Origin of the sequence: Pseudomonas flexibilis, from assembly GCF_000806415.1 — a bacterium.
Classification (GTDB): Bacteria; Pseudomonadota; Gammaproteobacteria; order Pseudomonadales; family Pseudomonadaceae; genus Serpens; species Serpens flexibilis.
This window is the reverse complement of the sequence record NZ_JTAK01000002.1, coordinates 286,727-304,354: the sequence shown is the minus strand read 5'-3', so window position 1 is coordinate 304,354 and position 17,628 is coordinate 286,727. Positions and strand designations below refer to the sequence as shown.

General features: G+C 66.8%; 15 protein-coding genes. 5 read left to right on the top strand and 10 right to left on the bottom strand.

The features are described from left to right. Window positions 1-46: 46 nt before the first annotated feature. Entirely contained in the window at window positions 47-820 is a 774-nt protein-coding gene (locus PT85_RS05180) for a class II glutamine amidotransferase (RefSeq protein WP_027590660.1), read from the bottom strand. A gap of 16 nt (window positions 821-836) precedes the next feature. Beyond that, window positions 837-1,232 (bottom strand): hypothetical protein, encoded by a 396-nt coding sequence (locus PT85_RS05175; RefSeq protein ID WP_052237612.1) that lies wholly within the window; start codon window positions 1,230-1,232, stop codon window positions 837-839. A 93-nt stretch (window positions 1,233-1,325) separates the two neighbouring features. Between PT85_RS05175 and PT85_RS05170 the strand changes: the two genes are divergently transcribed. Beyond that, complete coding sequence (locus tag PT85_RS05170; protein ID WP_039606121.1) at window positions 1,326-3,368, top strand: S9 family peptidase; 2,043 nt, start codon at window positions 1,326-1,328, stop codon at window positions 3,366-3,368. 143 nt (window positions 3,369-3,511) lie between these two features. Here the strand turns inward: PT85_RS05170 and PT85_RS05165 are convergent, their stop codons facing one another. Further along, complete coding sequence (locus PT85_RS05165) at window positions 3,512-4,393, bottom strand: YihY/virulence factor BrkB family protein (RefSeq protein WP_039606120.1); 882 nt, start codon at window positions 4,391-4,393, stop codon at window positions 3,512-3,514. A 149-nt stretch (window positions 4,394-4,542) separates the two neighbouring features. Between PT85_RS05165 and PT85_RS05160 the strand changes: the two genes are divergently transcribed. From PT85_RS05160 to PT85_RS05150, 3 genes are all read left to right on the top strand, one after another. Then, window positions 4,543-4,881 carry a YgaP family membrane protein gene (locus PT85_RS05160; protein WP_027591819.1) on the top strand — a complete coding sequence of 113 codons (339 nt, stop codon included), beginning with the start codon at window positions 4,543-4,545 and terminating at the stop codon, window positions 4,879-4,881. 192 nt (window positions 4,882-5,073) lie between these two features. Then, window positions 5,074-5,538 carry a hypothetical protein gene (locus PT85_RS05155; RefSeq protein WP_039606119.1) on the top strand — a complete coding sequence of 155 codons (465 nt, stop codon included), beginning with the start codon at window positions 5,074-5,076 and terminating at the stop codon, window positions 5,536-5,538. Between the two features lie 56 nt (window positions 5,539-5,594). Next, complete coding sequence (locus PT85_RS05150) at window positions 5,595-6,872, top strand: hypothetical protein (protein ID WP_027591817.1); 1,278 nt, start codon at window positions 5,595-5,597, stop codon at window positions 6,870-6,872. A gap of 104 nt (window positions 6,873-6,976) precedes the next feature. On the opposite strand, the gene PT85_RS05145 is transcribed toward PT85_RS05150, so the two are convergent. The 6 genes from PT85_RS05145 to PT85_RS05120 all read right to left on the bottom strand — a co-directional run bounded on the left by PT85_RS05145 (window position 6,977) and on the right by PT85_RS05120 (window position 12,067). Further along, a complete protein-coding gene (locus tag PT85_RS05145) occupies window positions 6,977-7,813 on the bottom strand; it encodes a CsgG/HfaB family protein (RefSeq protein ID WP_027589369.1) in 837 nt (278 codons plus the stop codon). Between the two features lie 21 nt (window positions 7,814-7,834). Further along, a complete protein-coding gene (locus PT85_RS05140) occupies window positions 7,835-8,263 on the bottom strand; it encodes a curli assembly protein CsgF (protein ID WP_039606118.1) in 429 nt (142 codons plus the stop codon). Continuing rightward, the gene (gene csgE / locus PT85_RS05135; protein ID WP_234702666.1) at window positions 8,260-8,694 is read right to left on the bottom strand and encodes a curli production assembly/transport protein CsgE; all 435 of its coding nucleotides are present in this window, start codon (window positions 8,692-8,694) and stop codon (window positions 8,260-8,262) included. The genes PT85_RS05140 and csgE overlap by 4 nt, the downstream gene beginning before the upstream one ends. A gap of 181 nt (window positions 8,695-8,875) precedes the next feature. After that, window positions 8,876-10,012: a sodium ion-translocating decarboxylase subunit beta gene (locus tag PT85_RS05130; protein ID WP_027589372.1), complete on the bottom strand. Its 1,137-nt coding sequence runs from the start codon at window positions 10,010-10,012 to the stop codon at window positions 8,876-8,878. Between the two features lie 10 nt (window positions 10,013-10,022). Then, on the bottom strand, window positions 10,023-11,804 hold the full coding sequence (oadA, locus tag PT85_RS05125) for a sodium-extruding oxaloacetate decarboxylase subunit alpha (RefSeq protein WP_039606117.1): 1,782 nt from the start codon (window positions 11,802-11,804) through the stop codon (window positions 10,023-10,025). A 20-nt stretch (window positions 11,805-11,824) separates the two neighbouring features. Further along, window positions 11,825-12,067, bottom strand: coding sequence for an OadG family protein (locus PT85_RS05120; protein ID WP_027589374.1), 243 nt, complete (start codon window positions 12,065-12,067; stop codon window positions 11,825-11,827). A gap of 345 nt (window positions 12,068-12,412) precedes the next feature. Between PT85_RS05120 and PT85_RS05115 the strand changes: the two genes are divergently transcribed. Further along, window positions 12,413-13,213, top strand: coding sequence for a class I SAM-dependent methyltransferase (locus PT85_RS05115; protein WP_039606116.1), 801 nt, complete (start codon window positions 12,413-12,415; stop codon window positions 13,211-13,213). 226 nt (window positions 13,214-13,439) lie between these two features. On the opposite strand, the gene hrpA is transcribed toward PT85_RS05115, so the two are convergent. Beyond that, window positions 13,440-17,510 carry an ATP-dependent RNA helicase HrpA gene (hrpA, locus tag PT85_RS05110; protein WP_039606115.1) on the bottom strand — a complete coding sequence of 1,357 codons (4,071 nt, stop codon included), beginning with the start codon at window positions 17,508-17,510 and terminating at the stop codon, window positions 13,440-13,442. Window positions 17,511-17,628: the final 118 nt, after the last annotated feature.

Here is a 17,628-nt window from a genome sequence, read left to right as displayed (position 1 = left end):
GAGATTCCTGACTGAAGGTGCGGACTGACTGCAAGCGGCGTGCCGCTCAGGCCTTGCCGCTGGCGATGCACTCGCCGCGCCGCCACAGGGTCCAGTCGCCCGGCTCGTGGGCGATCCAGCGTTCGTTATCGGTCAGCGGCTCGGTGGCCAGCACGGTCACCACGTCGTCGGGGCTGGTTTCCGCCTGAAAATCCACGGTCACGTCGGCATCCTTCAGACGCGCCGGCCCGAAGGGCGCGCGGCGGGTGATCTGCGCCAGCTTGGTGGTGCAGAAGCTGAACAGCCAGTCGCCATCGCTGAGCAGGCAGTTGAACACGCCCTTGCCACGGTACTCGGCGCAGGCGGCCACCAGCGTCGGCAGCAGCAGCGTCACGTCCACCGGGGCGGGAAAGGCCTGGCGAACCCGGTTGAGCAGTTCGCAGAACGCCGCCTCGCTGTCGGTTTCGCCCACTGGCCGATAGAAGCCCGCCTCGGCATGGAAATCCCGCAGCTGGCCGTTGTGGGCGAAGCACCAGTAGCGCCCCCACAGCTCGCGGGAAAAGGGGTGGGTGTTGGCCAGCGAGACCGGCCCGGCATTGGCCTGGCGGATATGCCCGATGACCACCTTGCTCTTGATCGGATAGCGTTGTACCAGGCGCGCCACCTCGGAGTCGGCACTGGCGGTTGGGTCCTGGAACAGGCGCAGCCCGCGCCCTTCGTAGAAGCCGATGCCCCAGCCATCGCTGTGCGGGCCGGTGCGGCCGCCACGCTGCATCAGTCCGGTGAAGCTGAACAGGATGTCGGTGGGCACATTGGCGCTCATGCCGAGCAGTTCACACATGGCAGCGTCTCCGCGGTCAGGCCTGCGGCTCGACGCGGCGGGCGTCCCCGCCGTCCGCCCGCGCAGCGGCGCGCTCCCGCAGCCAGCGCTCGATCGGCCAGCGCGCGGCGGCGAAGATCAGGTAGAGCACCAGGGCGATCAGGCCGTACATGGACAGGTCGGCCAGCGCCCGCCACACGCTGTCGCCAACCTTGAAGCCGAGATCCAGCGCACCGATGGCGATGGCTGGCGCCAGCAAGTCGCGGGACGGGTCCACCAGGGTCGGCGTGAACAGCAGCACGGCGGCCGCCAGACGCAGGATTTCGCGCAACCAGCGCCACATCCAGCGGGTCAGGCGCATCCACACCAGCATCAGGCCAAGGCCGGCGCTGAGGTACAGGGCCCAGGCAAGCAGGTAGTCGTTGTCGATCATTGGCGTTTCGGGCGGTGAAAGGGGCGCATATGATAGCGGCTTTTGCAGCGGGCCACCTACCCGGTGCACCCTCTCCCGCTTTCGAGGCCACCCATGAGCCAAGCCCCCATCGCCCGCAGCATCCCTGGCGCCGATCCCTACCAGTGGCTGGAAAACCGCGACAGCGCCGAGGTGCTCGATTACCTGCAGGCGGAAAACGCCTACACCGACGCCTGCCTGGCGGACCAGGCCGAGCTGCGCCAGCGGCTGTTCGAGGAGATCAAGGGCCGCATCCGCGAGACCGACCTTTCCCTGCCGGCACCCTGGAAGGACTTTCTCTACTACCAGCGCACCACTGCGGGTGACGAGTATCCGCGCCACTATCGCTGCCGCCGCCCGGCGGATGGCTCGCTGGCCATCGACGACGCCAGCGAACAATTGCTGCTGGACCCCAACACCCTGGCCGACGGCGGCTTCCTGTCGCTGGGCGCCTTCAGCCTGAGTCCCGACCAGCGCCTGCTCGGCTACAGCCTGGACACCACCGGCGACGAGATCTACCGGCTGTTCATCAAGGACCTGCACAGCGGCGAGATCAGCGAACTGCCGTTCGAGGACTGCGACGGCAGCCTGTGCTGGGCCAACGACAGCCAGACGCTGTTCTTCGCCGAACTGGACGACACCCACCGCCCGCACAAGCTGTACCGCTACCGGTTGGGCGACGCCGAGGCGCAGCTGGTGTTCAACGAGCCGGACGGGCGCTTCTTCATCCACTGCTACCGCACCAGCTCCGAGCGCCAGCTGGTGCTGGCCAGTACCAGCAAGACCACCAGCGAGGCCTGGGTGCTGGACGCCGAGCGGCCGCACGACGCCTTCGTCTGCGTCGCGCCGCGCGAGGAAGGCCACGAGTACGATCTCGATCACGGCCTGCTCGACGGTGAGTGGCGCTGGTTCATCCGCAGCAACCAGGCCGGCATCAATTTCGCCCTGTACACCGCCCCGCAGGCCAACCCGGAACGTGCCCACTGGCAACTGCTGCGCGCCCACGACCCCGCGGTGATGCTGGAAGATATCGACCTGAACAGCACGGCCCATGTGCTCAGCCTGCGCGAGGGCGGCCTCTCGGTGCTGGAAGTCCATCCGGCCGGCGCCGCGCCCTACCGGGTTACCCTGCCCGATGCCGTGTACAGCCTGCACGTGGCCAGCACCCTGGAATTCGACAGCCCGGTGATCCGCCTGCGCTACGAATCGCTCAACCGGCCGGCGCAGCTGCGCCAGCTGGAGCTGGCCAGCGGCACGCAGCAGGTGCTCAAGGAAACCCCGGTGGAAGGCCCGTTCGATGCCCAGGCCTACGAGAGCCGGCGGCTGTGGGCCACCGCGCCGGACGGCACGCGCATCCCGGTCAGCCTGGTGGCGCGCCGCGAGGTGTTCGCCGCCGGCCAGCCGGCGCCACTCTATCTCTACGGTTATGGCGCCTATGGCGAAAGCCTCGATCCCTGGTTCTCCCACGCGCGCCTGTCGCTGCTGGAGCGCGGCTTCATCTTCGCTATCGCGCACGTGCGCGGCGGCGGCGAGATGGGCGAGGCCTGGTACCGCGCCGGCAAGCTGGAGCACAAGGCCAACACCTTCGGCGATTTCATCGCCGTGGCGGAAACCCTCGTCGCCAGCGGCCTCACCCAGCCGGAGAAACTGGCCATCAGCGGCGGCAGTGCCGGCGGCCTGCTGATCGGCGCGGTGCTCAACCGGCGCCCGGATCTCTTCGGCGCCGCTATCGCCGAAGTGCCCTTCGTGGACGTGCTGAACAGCATGCTCAACCCGGATCTACCGCTCACCGTCACCGAATACGACGAATGGGGCGACCCGCGCGATCCCGAGGTGCATGCGCGCATCCAGGGCTACGCGCCCTACGAGAACGTACGCGCCCAGATCTATCCGCCGCTGCTGGTGGTGGCCGGCTACCACGACAGCCGCGTGCAATACTGGGAGGCCGCCAAGTGGGTCGCCCGCCTGCGCGCCACCAAGGCCGACGACCACCTGCTGCTGCTCAAGACCGAAATGAGCGCCGGCCACGGCGGCATGAGCGGCCGCTACCAGGCCTTGCACGACGTGGCGCTGGAATACGCCTTCCTGCTCAAGGTGCTGGGCCTGGCAACAGGCTGAGGCCACAGCGAACCTGGGGGAGCGAATTCATTCGCGAGCTTCTGGCTGTGGTTGCAACCACCTCGCCGGCCGCACCTTGCCGGCCGCACCTCGCCGGCCGCCAAAAAAGCTCGCGGACACGTCCGCTCCTACAGGCAATCGTCCTACTGTGCTCCGCCCGGATGTGCCACCTTCTGGCCAGGATCCTTGCCGCTCGGGTCCTGGTGCTCGATCACCGCGTTGAGTTCGGCGCCAAACAGCAGCACCGCGGCGGACAGGTAGAAATACATCAGCAGCACGATGATCGCGCCGATGCTGCCGTAGGTGGCGCTGTAGTCGGCGAAGTTCTGCACGTAGTAGCCGAAGCCCAGCGAGGCGGCGATCCAGGTCAGCACGGCGATCAGCGAGCCGGGAGTGATGAAGCGGAATTCCTGCTCGACGTCCGGCGTGACGTAATAGAACACGGCCACTGCCAGCACCAGCAAAAGCACCGCCACCGGCCAGCGCAGCCACGCCCAGACCGTCACTACCATCTGTTGCAGGCCGAACAGGTCGGCGAGCCAGCCCATCAGCGTCGGGCCGACCACCATCAGTGCGGCCGCCGTCAGCAGCATGGCAGCCATGCCCACCGTGTAGAGCACCGACAGCGGATAGCGCTTCCAGAGGGGGCGCCCCTCGCGCACGTCATAGGCACGGTTCATGGCGACCATGGCCGAACGGATCCCGGCCGACGCCGTCCACAGGGCAAACAGGATGGCGATGGAGAACAACCCGGACTTCTGACGCTCGAATTGCACGATCACCGCATCCACCTGCTCCATGGCCTGGGGCGGCAGCAGCAACGCGGCCTGGCTGCGCAGCCAGTCGTAGAAAGCCTGCAGATCGAGATAGCCGACCACCGCCACCAGAAACAGCAGGAAGGGGAACAGCGAGAACAGCCCGCGAAAAGCCAGGGCGGCGGCATAGGTTTCCATCTCGTCTTCGCCGAACTCCCTGAACGATCGCTTCATCAGCTCGACGAAGCCCAGTCCGCGCAGATCGAACATGCGTTCCTCTCCCTTCAGCTCGCCTGAACAGGGACGGGGCGCAGCGGCATAAGTTTCTTCATCCGGACAAAGGCCGGTAGTCGCCTGCCGCGAACAGCCCGCACGCGCGGCAGTCAGCAGAACACAGCCTCGAACCGGGAGTACGCACTATGCATGGCTACGACACCTCCTCCGAACACCGGGCGCAAAACGTGCACGGCTGGGAACGTACCCTGTCCATCGCCGGCGGCTTCTTCCTGCTGGCCTATGGCCTGCGCAAGGGTGGTCTTGCCGGCCTGGTGGAACTGGGCCTCGGCGGCATGGCGCTGGCCCGCGGCATGACCGGCCAATGCGCGGCCAAGCGGGCCCTGTGCCGATCCTGCGCCGAGGGCGAGTACTGCTCGATCGAGGAACATGAGCAGCAACGGCGCAACGCCGAAGCGGCCACGCACACCAGCACCGTGACCGGCAACGATTCGCTGGACAGCCCGCCAGTGGGCCGCCCCTAACCTCCCCTCCTGCCCCCTCTCCCGTCCAGAGAGGGGCATCGCCCCAATCCGTCGGCCAGCCCAGGCCCACCGATGCGCGCGGCGATTTGCTGGAATTCACAACCTGAACCATGCTCTTGCGCAAGTCGACCCACCGACGGCGACCCGCAGGACGCGAGCGCCTTACCGGAACAAAGACCCAAGGACACGGGAATGAAACGCCACGCCCCCTTCGCCGCAACCATGGCCCTGATCCTGCAGAGTGGTGCGGCATTCGCCTTCGACCTGCTGGACAACGGCGACCTGGCTGGCAATGCCGATCTGTACGAGGCGCGCCAGGTGATAGCCGGCGAACTGCAACTGCACATCAGCCAGCAGGGTCAGCACAACCTGGCCATGCTCGATCAGCAGGGTGACTCGCTGCTTGGCGGCATCGTGCAACAGGGCAGCCATCACGAAGCCTATCTGCTGCAGCAAGGCAGCAACCTGATGGCCAGCATCTGGCAGCAGGGCTATGGCAACCAGGCCGCCATCCTCCAGTTCGGCTACGGCAATGAAGCCCAGATCATCCAGGCCGGCGCACACAACACGGCCAGCATCGAGCAATCCGGATCAGGGCTATATGGCCGGATCACGCAGGTGGGCGTCGGGCTGCACGCGCAGGTGCGACAGCGCTGACGCCCCGAGAAACACCAATAAGGAAAGCAGTAGTACACCAACAAGGAGGCAATACCATGTTCAACAAATCCCCCCTCGCCGCAGCGATTCTGATGCTCAGCGCCGGTCCGGTGCTGGCCGACGGCGTTTCCGAACAAACCCAACAGGGCTGGCACAATGACGCGGCAGTGGTGCAGGTCGGCGGCAACGCGCACGCCCTGCAACTGCAGGATGGCGCCGGCAACGACGCTCGCTCGCTGCAGACCGTCAGCGTCGGCACGATCAATCAGCGCCAGCAGGGCACTCACAACCGGGCGAACGCCGACCAGCACCTCGCCGGCCCGGGCAGCAGCATCCGCCAGGTGCAGGAAGGCCATGCCAACGACGCCCACGCCACCCAGTTCGGCAGCTGGGGCAGCAGCGCCAACCAGGTCCAGCTGGGCAATGGCAACGATTCCTCGGTCGCCCAGTACGGCAGTGCGCACAGCCGCGCCACCACCATCCAGCGCGGGGATGACAACAGTGCCCAGGTGCGCCAGGACCTGAGCCTGCACAGCCGCGCCCGGATCGAACAGCAAGGCTCGCTGAACGAGGCCTCCGCCGAGCAGCGCTTCACGCTGGGCGGCAGCATCGACATCGAGCAACAGGGCACCCTGCACCAGATCAGCGTGTATCAGCTCGACACCGCCGGCAACCGGGTGACCACCCTGCAGAACGGCGTCAACAGCTCCGCCAGCATCACCCAGCGCAGCCAGACTGGCAGCCAGGTGCAGATCACCCAGTTCGGCGGCCTGCAGGACGTCACCGTCCACCAGGCAGCCGCCGACCACAGCCTGATCGAGACCCTGCAGACCGGCGAAGGCAACAGCCTGCAGGTCGAGCAGATCGACGGCACCCACCTCACCGCGCGACTCACCCAGCACGGCGTGGGCAACAACCAGACCCTGGAGCAAAGCGGCGAAGGCAACAGCGTGACCCTGACTGCCAACGGCGGCGACAACCGCGTGCGGCTGACCCAGACCGGCAACTACAACGAGCTGTACTTCGATCAGAACGGCAGCGACAACCTGCTGATTGCCGAGCAGCGTGGCACCTCCAACCGCTTCGATGGCAGCAGCAACGGCTGGCACAACACCGGCTATCTGGACCAGGACGGCAGCTTCAACCAGGCCACCCTGCGCCAGAGCGGCCACCTGAACACCGCGGACATCACGCAGTACGGCAGCAACGGCAGCGCTTACGTCAGCCAGGCAGGCTCGCTGAACTACGCCGTGGTGAACCAGGCGGGCTACAACCAGGTCAGCACCATCCACCAGTACGGCTACGGCAACCAGGCCAGCGCGCTGCAGCGCTGAGGCCGTGCGCGGGAGCGAAGTTTTTCGCTCCCGCGCCTTCGCAACACGCAAAACAAAGGGGGGGACGGATTTCCGTCCCCCCCTTTGTTTTGTCCTGGATCACCTCAACGGGCGTTGGCCAGGTACTTGCCCAGCGTCGAATCGGCCAGTGCGGCCGGATTGGCGGCCTGCCACAGCTTGCGCTCGATGCCTTGAGCGATCAGGTGGGCGACCGCCGCTTCGATGGCCGACAGCACACAGAGCTGCGCAGGCTCGTTGATGGTGTAACCGGCCTCTGCTTCGAGCAGCTCCTTCAGTTCGATGAACTTGAACACGCCAGCGCTGCGCGCCACCGAGTAGATCGTCTTGCTGGTCATGACATTGGCCAACACTTGTCCGCTGCGCACATCCACCGCCCGCAGGCTCACAGATACCTGGTCCACCCGGTACTCGTTCGACACGCCGATGCCCAGGTAACGGGCGCCCTCGCCGCCCGTGCGCACATTGCTGTCGAAGGCGACGATGCCGCCCTCCAGCACGATGTTGGCCGCCTGCAGCGGCGGCAACTCGGCGAGGATATTGGCCGGCGTGCCATCCTTCTGCTGCGAGGCGCGGATGATCTTGCGCTCGGTCAGCAGGTTCTGCAGGCCCTCGCGCTCCAGCACCATGAACCAGCCGCTGGCCTGCAAAGCATCCATCAGCATGCTGGCCGCGCCCTGGGTGACGCTGGTGGAAAAGGAACTGGCCGGAGACGGCTTGTATTGCCCGGTCTGGTCACGGAACCCGTAGACCGCCGTGACGACCAATCCCCTCGGCTTGGGCATGTTGACCAGGTCATGGTAGGTCGATGCCCGGGGGGTCAGTGTGGGTATTTCCGCATCGTGCTCGGCCGGCATCGGCTCACGCAACGAACAGCCCTGCAACAGCGCGCCGGCCAATGCCACCGCTAGTAAGGTTCTCATGCCACATCCCTGTTTCATGGATCAGTTCGGCGTCCAGCCGCTGAGTACGATCTCCGACACCTCGCCGGTGACGCGGTCGGTCACCAGAATGCTGAGGATTCCGGAGTTCGCGTTGTCCTGGATCTCGATGATGAAGGCACTGGTGGTCAGGGTGCCGGTCTGGCCGCTCTCGATGTTGGTCATCAGCTGCGACAGCAGCCGCGATTCCAGCTGGCTGGTGAAACGTTCCAGCGCGGTGGTACCGGTATAGCCCGCGCCCAGCCCGGACCCTGGGGCTGAGTGGTCGTTCTGTGCCTGGGCATTGCCCAGCAGCCACCCGCCATTCAGCGGGTTGCCCCCGAACGAAGGGTTGATCGGCGTATAGACCAGCTCGCTGGCCTGAACGCTTGCGAGCAGGCCGCTACAGGCCAGCCCCAGCGCGGCGAACCGCGCGCTCCACTGCCATCTCATAACTCGTCTCGCTCCATGTCCGTGGTGTCCTGCAGGAGGATTTCCAGCCGCCTTCGGATCACCGTTTCCTTGACCTGATCGGCTGCCGCGTAGGCCACCGTTTGCAGCTGCGCGGTGTTGGGCGCCAGGAAGCTACGGTAGACGGTGCGCTGCTCGTACTCCACCCAGATCAGGCTGCCCCAGCGCGCCGAGGGTCGCTCGCGCACCACCAGATTGAAGTCCAGGCGACTGGTGTCGCGCAGCCGCTCGCTGAAATACCGGTAGAACCGGTGCCCGATGTGGCTGATCGTCTGGTCGACGATGAAACCATTGAGCTCGTCGTCCAGGTTGCCGGGCCGGACCGGGCTCGCGGGCAGCAGCAGCAACAGGCACAGAAGGGTTCGGGCAAATAAGGGCGATACGCGGGCGAAGTCCATGTCGGCGATCAGCATCCTGCTGCGCGGCGGCGGCCGTGGGGAAGGCAGTGCGAACTTTAGTCGATGCCGTTGCGGCCTGCGCCTCCGCACAGAAAAGCGTGACGCGCGTCACGCCCCGCTCTGTGGACCGATTCTGGCGGCCGCAAAAAAGAACCCCGCCGGCGGCGGGGTTCTTATCTCGGAGCTCGAAGGCGGGTCAGCCAACGAAGCTGAGCAGCACCCCTGCGGCCACGGCGGAGCCGATGACACCGGCCACGTTGGGTCCCATGGCGTGCATGAGCAGGAAGTTCTGCGAGTTGGCCTCAAGCCCGACCTTGTTCGACACCCGGGCTGCCATTGGCACCGCCGAGACACCCGCCGAGCCGATCAGCGGGTTGATCTGGTTGGTGCTGAAGCGGTTCATGATCTTGGCCATGATGATCCCCGCGGCGGTACCGGCCGAGAACGCCACCATGCCCAGCGCCAGGATGCCCAGGGTCTTCATCTGCAGGAAGGCCTCGGCGGACAGCTTGGAGCCGACGGTCAAGCCCAGCGCGATGGTGATGATGTTGATCAGCGCGTTACGCGAGGTATCGGCCAGGCGATCCACCACACCGCATTCGCGCAGCAGGTTGCCGAAGGCAAACATGCCGATCAGCGGCGCGGCATCCGGCAGCAGCATGCCGACCAGCAGGCACAGCAGCAGCGGGAAGACGATCTTCTCCACCTGGCTGACATGCCGCAGCTGGGTCATGACGATGGCGCGCTCTTCCGGTGTGGTCAGCGCACGCATGATCGGCGGCTGGATCAGCGGCACCAGGGCCATGTAGGAGTATGCAGCCACGGCGATCGGACCGAGCAGGTCCGGCGCCAGCTTGGAGGTGACGAAGATCGAGGTCGGACCATCGGCGCCACCAATGATGGCGATCGACGCGGCTTCCTTGAGGGTGAACTCCAGGCCGGGGATGCCGCTGGCGGTCAGCGCCAGGGCGCCCAGCAGCGTGCCGAAGATGCCGAACTGCGCGGCGGCGCCGAGCAGCAGCGTCTTGGGGTTGGCCAGCATCGGACCGAAATCGGTCATGGCGCCGACGCCCATGAAGATCAGCAGCGGGAACACGCTGGTCGGCAGACCCACCTCGTAGAACAGGTGCAGGATGCCGGCGCCCTCGGCCATGTTGGCCACCGGGATGTTGGCCAGGATGCCGCCGAAGCCGATGGGAATCAGCAGCAAGGGTTCGAAACCCTTGCGGATCGCCAGGTAGATCAGACCGATGCAGACCAGCATCATCAGCGCCTGACCGGCCTCCAGATGATACAGGCCGGTGCTCTGCCAGAGCGTGAGCAACTTTTCCATGGAACGCTCCTTAGGCGATGCTCAGCAGGGGATGGCCAACCGCGACCGCGTCGCCGACCTTCACCTCGACGGTGGAGACGGTGCCGGCCTTGAAGGCGCGGATCTCGGTTTCCATCTTCATGGCCTCGAGGATCACCACCAGGTCGCCTTCCTGTACCAATTGGCCGGGCTGTACCAGGACCTTGAAGATGTTGCCGGCCAGCGGCGCGGGCTGCGGCTCGCCGGACGCCGGCACGGCGGCGGACGCGGCGGCCGTCGGCGAAGCGGCGCCATTGAGCGGCTTGATACCCTCGATGTCACCGCCATCGCTGACCTGCACCACGAACGACTTGCCATTGACGTCCACGGTGTAGACCTCCGGCTTGCCCTCCTCGCGGGGCGCCGCTTCCCGGCCGTTCGGCGCCGGCTCGAAGGCCGCCGGGTTGCCACGGTTCTCCAGGAACTTCAGGCCGATCTGCGGGAACAACGCATAGGTCAGCACGTCGTCGATCTCGTCGGCGGCCAGGCGGATGCCCTTCTCGCGGGCGATACCCTTGAGCTCGGCGGTCAGCTTGTCCATCTCGGCCTCGAGCAGGTCGGCCGGGCGGCAGGTGATCGCTTCACCACCATCCAGCACCCGGGCCTGCAGTTCGGCGTTGAACGGCGCCGGCGCCGCGCCGTACTCGCCCTTGAGCACGCCGGCGGTTTCCTTGGTGATCGACTTGTAGCGCTCGCCGGTGAGCACGTTGATCACCGCCTGGGTACCGACGATCTGCGAGGTGGGGGTGACCAGCGGGATGAAGCCCAGGTCCTCGCGCACGCGCGGGATCTCGTCCAGCACCTGGTCGAACTTGTCCAGCGCGCCCTGTTCCTTGAGCTGGCTTTCCATGTTGGTCAGCATGCCGCCGGGCACCTGGGCGACCAGGATGCGCGAGTCGACGCCGCGCAGGGTGCCTTCGAACTTCGCGTACTTCTTGCGCACCTCGCGAAAGTAGGCGGCCACTTCTTCGAGCAGTTCCAGGTTCAGGCCGGTGTCGCGCTCGGTGCCCTGGAAGATCGCCACCACCGACTCGGTCGGCGAATGGCCGTAGGTCATGGACAGCGAGGAGATGGCGGTGTCGACGTTGTCGATGCCGGCTTCCACGGCCTTGAGGATGGCGGCGGTGGACAGCCCGGCGGTGGCGTGGCACTGCATGTGCACCGGAATGGCCAGGCTGGTCTTGAGGCGCGAGACCAGCTCGTAGGCCTGGTACGGGGTGAGGATGCCGGCCATGTCCTTGATGGCCACCGAGTCGGCGCCCATGTCTTCGATCTGCTTGGCCAGGTCGACCCACATGTCCAGGGTGTGCACCGGGCTGGTGGTGTAGGAAATGGTGCCCTGGGCGTGCTTGCCCTGGCGCTTCACGGCGCGCAGCGCGGTGTCCAGGTTGCGCGGGTCGTTCATCGCGTCGAACACGCGGAACACGTCCACGCCGTTGATCGCGGCGCGCTCGACGAACTTCTCCACCACGTCATCGGCGTAGTGGCGGTAGCCGAGGAGGTTCTGGCCACGCAGCAGCATCTGCTGGCGGGTGTTGGGCATCGCCTTCTTCAGCTCGCGGATGCGCTCCCAGGGGTCCTCGCCCAGATAGCGGATGCAGGCGTCGAAGGTCGCGCCACCCCAGCTTTCCACCGACCAGAAACCTACCTGGTCGAGTTTGGGCGCGATGGGCAGCATGTCTTCCAGGCGCACGCGGGTGGCGAGGATGGACTGGTGGGCGTCACGCAGCACCACATCGGTAATGCCGAGCGGCTTCTTGTTCGAAACGGTCATGGGGATTTCCCTTTCCTGGGTCAGGCGCGGCGCGCGCGGTGAAGGTGAATCGCGGCCCGGATGGCGGCCAGGGTGTCTGCATCGGCCGGCGCAGGCGTGGCAACCTGCTGAGTCGGCGTGGCCGGCGGCTCGCTGACGAAGCGGCCGGTCAGGAAGGTCATCAGGCGAATGCAGAAGATCAGCAGAATCAGGAAGACGAAGACCGAACCCATGCCGAATAGCATGAGTTCAACACCTTCGAGCAGAAGTTGGCTGGTTTGCATGCAACTCTCCGAAGGACGCCCTTGTGGAGCGCCAGCATTATTGTTGTCTATGGCTCTTGGCTTTATTCAGCGCGCCTACGGCGGGCGGCCGGCTGCGCACGCTACCGACCCCGCAGGAAGCGAGTCAATGATTATCGCCGGGGAAAATGCACCGAACGCAGTCTTTTGGTCTACCGAACGGAAGGCGTGTGCAGCCCCCGGAAAGGCCGAAAAGCCCCGGATGACGTCGTCTGGCCAGCATCCGCTCCATCAGGCGCCCCGTCCGCCGCGACGACGGGTCGCAGGGGATTGTCGCGGCTGCGCCGCCAGACTGGGTCCACCGGCCGCAAACGATCGACCCCGCCCATGACCCTCGACGATATCGACTTCGCCACCCTCTACCGCGAGCACCTGCGCCAGGCCGGCCGCGCGCCCAAGCCGGCCAGCGACTGGGACCGCCGCGCCGGCGAACTGAACCGCAGCAGCCAGGCCTCGCGCTACGCCAGCGACTTCATCGGCCGCATGAACCTGGACGGCGCCCGCACGCTGCTGGACATCGGCTGCGGGCCGGGCACCCTGGCGCTGCCGCTGGCCGCGCGGCTGGAGCGGGTGTACGGCCTGGACTTCAGCGCCGGCATGCTCGCCTGCCTGGCCCAGAACGCCCAAGAGCAGGGCCTGGGCAATGTGCAGGGCATCCAGCGCGCCTGGGAAGAGGACTGGAGCGACGTGCCCGTGTGCGACATCGTGGTGGCGTCGCGCTCGGGGCTGGTCGAAGACCTGGCCGACGCCCTGGACAAGATGAACCGCCACGGCCGGCTGCGCGCCTACATGACCCAACTGGTCGGTGGCGCCTTCAGCGAGCCGGAAATCGCCGCCCTGCTCGGCCGCCAGCCCCGGCGCCTGCCGGATTACCTGTACACCGTCAGCCTGCTGCACCAGCGCGACATCCACCCGCGCCTGGACTACCTGGAAACCCGCAACCGCCTGGGCGGCACTCGCGACTTCGAGGCATTCGCCCAGCGCGTGGCCTGGGCCTTCGGGCCGATCGATGCCGACCAGCGCGTCGAATTGCAACGCTGGTACCAGGTCGACCCGGAGCGCGCCCGCAGCGGCGGTGCGCCGATGCGCTGGGCGTTTATCAGTTGGGATATTCCATCGAGGCGCTGAGCCGGAGCGCCGCCAGGTAACGGTAGGTCGAACGGCGTTTTTCCCGGTCGCCGCATCGGTGCGCACCGATGCCTCGTCTCGGCGGACAAGGCATTGCCTTGCCCGCCCTACGAGTCACCAGCCCTGTAGGGCGGACAGCGCTTTCCTGTCCGCCGACTGGCCCCGGCCGTAGCCGCGCACGGCGGACAAGAACGACGTTGTCCGCCCTACGGGTTCCGCACGCAACTCACGCTTCCACCAGCGCCCACTGCTTGCTCAGGCGCTTGTCCGACACCGGCATCTTCGTGCCCAGTTGCTGGGCCCACAGTGAGACGCGGTATTCCTCCAGCATCCAGCGGTAAGCCACTAATTCAGGGTCGCGCTTGCCTTCCTGCAGGTGCTTCTTCAGGCGCGCCTGGTACTGCTCCCCGTAGCCGGCCAGCTCGCCGCTCCACACCCGGTCGCGCTGCAGCTGCGCGCCAATCTTGTCGAAGCGCTGCTCGATGGCCTTGAGGTAACGGGGATATTCGCGCAGCCATTCGCCCGGCGTCTCGCGCACGAAGCCGGGGTAGATGAGATTGCCCAGCTGCGCCTTGATGTCGTTGAGCGCCACCGCCTGGGCCAGGTCGATGCGGCCCTTGAAGCGCTTCTGCAGGGCATGCCAGTGCTTGAGGATTTCCAGCACCAGCCGCGACAGGCGCTCGGCGTGCTCGGTCCAGGCGCCGCGCTTCTGCTCGGCCAGCGAGGCTAGCGCCGCACCGTCGCGCGGCAGCGGCTCGACGCCGTCGAGGATGCAGCTGTCCAGGCTGGCCAGCAGGATGTCCTCGGTCAGCGCCTCGACGCGGCCCAGGTCGCGATAGAGCAGGCCCATGTCGGTCAGCCCCGGCAGCTTGCCGCGCAGGAATTTCGCCTGTTCGCTCAACTGCTGCAGCAGCAGGCGCTGCAGCGCGCGGCGATGCTGGAACTCGGCCTCGGCCTGGGTCGGGAAGCGCCCTTCCTTGACCACGCCGCCCTCTTCCACCAGCGCCGGGTAGACGGTCATGGCCAGGCCGGCGATCTTCTGCTGGGTCTTCTCGGCCACCGGGGCGAAGCCCTTGGCCTCCACCGGCTTCTGCTGTTCGGCGTTCTGCGCCGGCAGCGCCAGCGCCGCCTGGCTGGCTTCGCTGAAACGCGCGGTGATTTCCGCCAGGTCGCGGCCTTCGCCGAGAAACTTGCCGCGCGCGTCCACCACTTCGATGTTCATGCGCAGATGGCTTTCCACCTTCTCGCCGGCCTCGGCCCAAGCTTCCTCCGGCACCCGGGCACCGGTCATGCGCTGCAGTTCGCGGCCCAGCGCCTCGGGCAGCGAGCCTTCGGCGAAGGGCAGTTTGGCCAGCGCGGCGCGCACGAAGTCCGGCACCGGCACGAAGTTCTTGCGCATCGCCTTGGGCAGGTTGCGCACCAGCTCGATGGCGCGGGCTTCCAGGAGGCCCGGCACCAGCCATTCCAGGCGCTCGGCCGGCAACTGCGGCAGGAGCGGCGCGGGCACGCGCACGGTCACGCCGTCGCGCGGATGGCCGGGCTCGAAGTGATAGGTCAGCGGCAATTGCAGCTCGCCCAGGCGCAGGTGATCCGGGTACTGGGCGGCGGTGATCTCGCTGGCGTCGCGGGCCAGCACGTCTTCCTCGCGCATCAGCAGCAGCTGCGGGTTTTTCTGGCTCTCGCGCTTGTACCAGCTCTCGAAGCTGGCGGCCTGGTAGATGTCCTGCGGCAGGCGCGCGTCGTAGTAGGCGAACAGCGTGTCCTCGTCGGCGAGGATGTCGCGGCGCCGCGCCTTGGCCTCCAGCTCGTCGAGCAGCTCCAGCAGGTCGCGATTTTCGGTGAGGCACTTGGCGCGGCTATTGATCTCGCCGCGCACCAGCCCCTCGCGGATGAACAGCTCGCGGGCCGCCGGCGGGTCGACGGGGCCGTAATGCACCGGGCGCTTGCCGACTACGATCAGGCCGAACAGGGTGATCTGCTCGAAGGCCACCACCTGGCCGCGCTTCTTCTCCCAGTGCGGCTCGAAGTGGTTCTTCTTGATCAGGTGCCCGGCCAGCGGCTCGATCCAGTCCGGCTCGATCTTCGCCACCATGCGCGCGAACAGCTTGGTGGTTTCCACCAGCTCGGCGGCCATCACCCACTGCGGCTTCTTGCGGCCGATGACGCTGGAGGGGTGAATCCAGAAGCGCCGCTGGCGGGCGCCGAGGAAATCGCCGTCCTCGGTCTTGCTGCCGATGTGGCTGAGCAGGCCGGACAGAATCGCCTGGTGCACGGCGGCGTAGCCCTTGGCGCGCTGGGCGGCGGCCCGGGCTTCGGCCTGCTCCTTGAGCTTGGCGTTGAGCTTGGTGTCGGTGGTGGGGGTGATGCGATTGGTGGAAGAGGCTTCGCCGTCTTCAACCCTACGGTCGTTGGTCGCTGCGTAGGGTGGATGGCCGGAGCCATCCACCGCCTTGCCGGCGCTGAGCTTGAGTTCGCGCACGATCAACAGCAGTTGCCGATGCGCATCGCGCCATTCGCGCAGGCGCAGGTAGTTGAGGAAGTTCTTGCGGCACCAGCTGCGCAGCGCGTTGGCGCCCAGCTCCTGGCGTTTTTCCTCGAAGCCGCGCCACAGGTTGATCAGCGCGGCGAAGTCCGAATCCGGGTCCTTCCACTGGGCATGGGCCTGGTCGGCGGCCTGCTGGCGGTCGGCCGGGCGTTCGCGCACATCCTGCACGGACAGCGCGCTGGCCACGATCAGCACCTCGTCGAGGCTGCCCAGGCGCGCGGCTTCCAGCAGCATGCGGCCCAGGCGCGGGTCGATGGGAATGCGCGCCAGCTGGCGACCCAGGGCGCTGATGCGGCCTTCGCGGTCCACCGCCGACAGTTCCTGCAGCAGGTTGAAACCGTCGCTGATCGCTTTGCCGTCCGGCGGTTCGATGAAGGGGAAATCCGCGATGTCGCCCAGGCGCAGGTGCAGCATCTGCAGGATCACCGCCGCCAGGTTGGTGCGCAGGATCTCCGGATCGGTGAATTCCGGCCGGCCGAGGAAATCCTCCTCGCTGTACAGGCGGATGCAGATGCCCGGCTCGACGCGTCCGCAGCGGCCCTTGCGCTGGTTGGCGCTGGCCTGCGACACCGCCTCGATGGGCAGGCGCTGCACCTTGGAGCGATAGCTGTAGCGGCTGATGCGCGCGGTGCCGGAGTCGATCACGTAGCGGATGCCCGGCACGGTCAACGAGGTTTCCGCCACGTTGGTGGCCAGCACGATCTTGCGCCCGGCGGCGGGCTTGAAGATCTTCTGCTGCTCGGCCGGGGTCAACCGCGCATACAGCGGCAGCACCTCGGTCAGGCGCAGATTGGCCTTGCGCAGCACCTCGGCGGCGTCGCGAATCTCGCGCTCGCCGGGCAGGAACACCAGTACGTCGCCGGGGCGCTTGCCAACGCTCTTCTCGTGGGCCTCGATTTCGGCCAGCGCGGCGAGGATGCCCTGATCGACCGTCAGGTCGTCCTCGACCCGGTTGCCGTCCTCGTCGGTCTCGGCGGCCAGCGGGCGGTACCAGGTTTCCACCGGGTAGGTGCGCCCGGAGACTTCGATGATCGGCGCGTTATCAAAATGCTTGCTGAAGCGCTCCAGATCGATGGTCGCCGAGGTGATGATCACCTTCAGGTCCGGGCGGCGCGGCAGCAGCTTCTTCAGGTAGCCGAGCAGGAAGTCGATGTTCAGCGAGCGCTCGTGGGCCTCGTCGACGATCAGCGTGTCGTACTTTTCCAGGAAGCGATCGTGCTGGGTTTCCGCCAGCAGGATGCCGTCGGTCATCAGCTTGATCAGGGTGCGCTCGGTGCTCTGGTCCTCGAAGCGCACCTGGTAGCCGACCAGCTCACCCAGCGGCGCGGCCAGCTCCTCGGCGACCCGGGTGGCCACGCTGCGCGCCGCCAGCCGGCGCGGCTGGGTATGGCCGATCAGGCCGTTCACGCCCCGGCCGATCTCCAGGCAGATCTTCGGCAACTGGGTGGTCTTGCCCGAACCGGTCTCGCCGGCGATCACCAGCACCTGATGCTTCTCCAGCGCGGCCTTGATCTCGTCGCGCTTGGCGGCAATCGGCAGCGCATCGTCGTAACGAATGGCCGGCACGCTCGCGCGGCGCGCCTGCACCTTGGCGCAACTGGCCTGGAAGCGCTCCAGCCACTGGGCCAGGCGGGCGTCGTCGGGCTTCTTCTGCAGGTCCTGCAGCTGGCGGCGCAGGCGATGGCGATCGGCGGAGAACGCCTGGTCGAGATTCTTCAGCAGGGTGGCAATGGCAGGCAGGGCGTCGGTCATCGAGCAGTCGCGGGCAAATCGGAAAGGGCGCGATTGTGGCAGATTTTCCGCCCCCGGGCGCGGCACAGGCGGCGTGCAGCGGTTACCCTAGCCGGCAGTCGACGATCTGGGCGAGCAG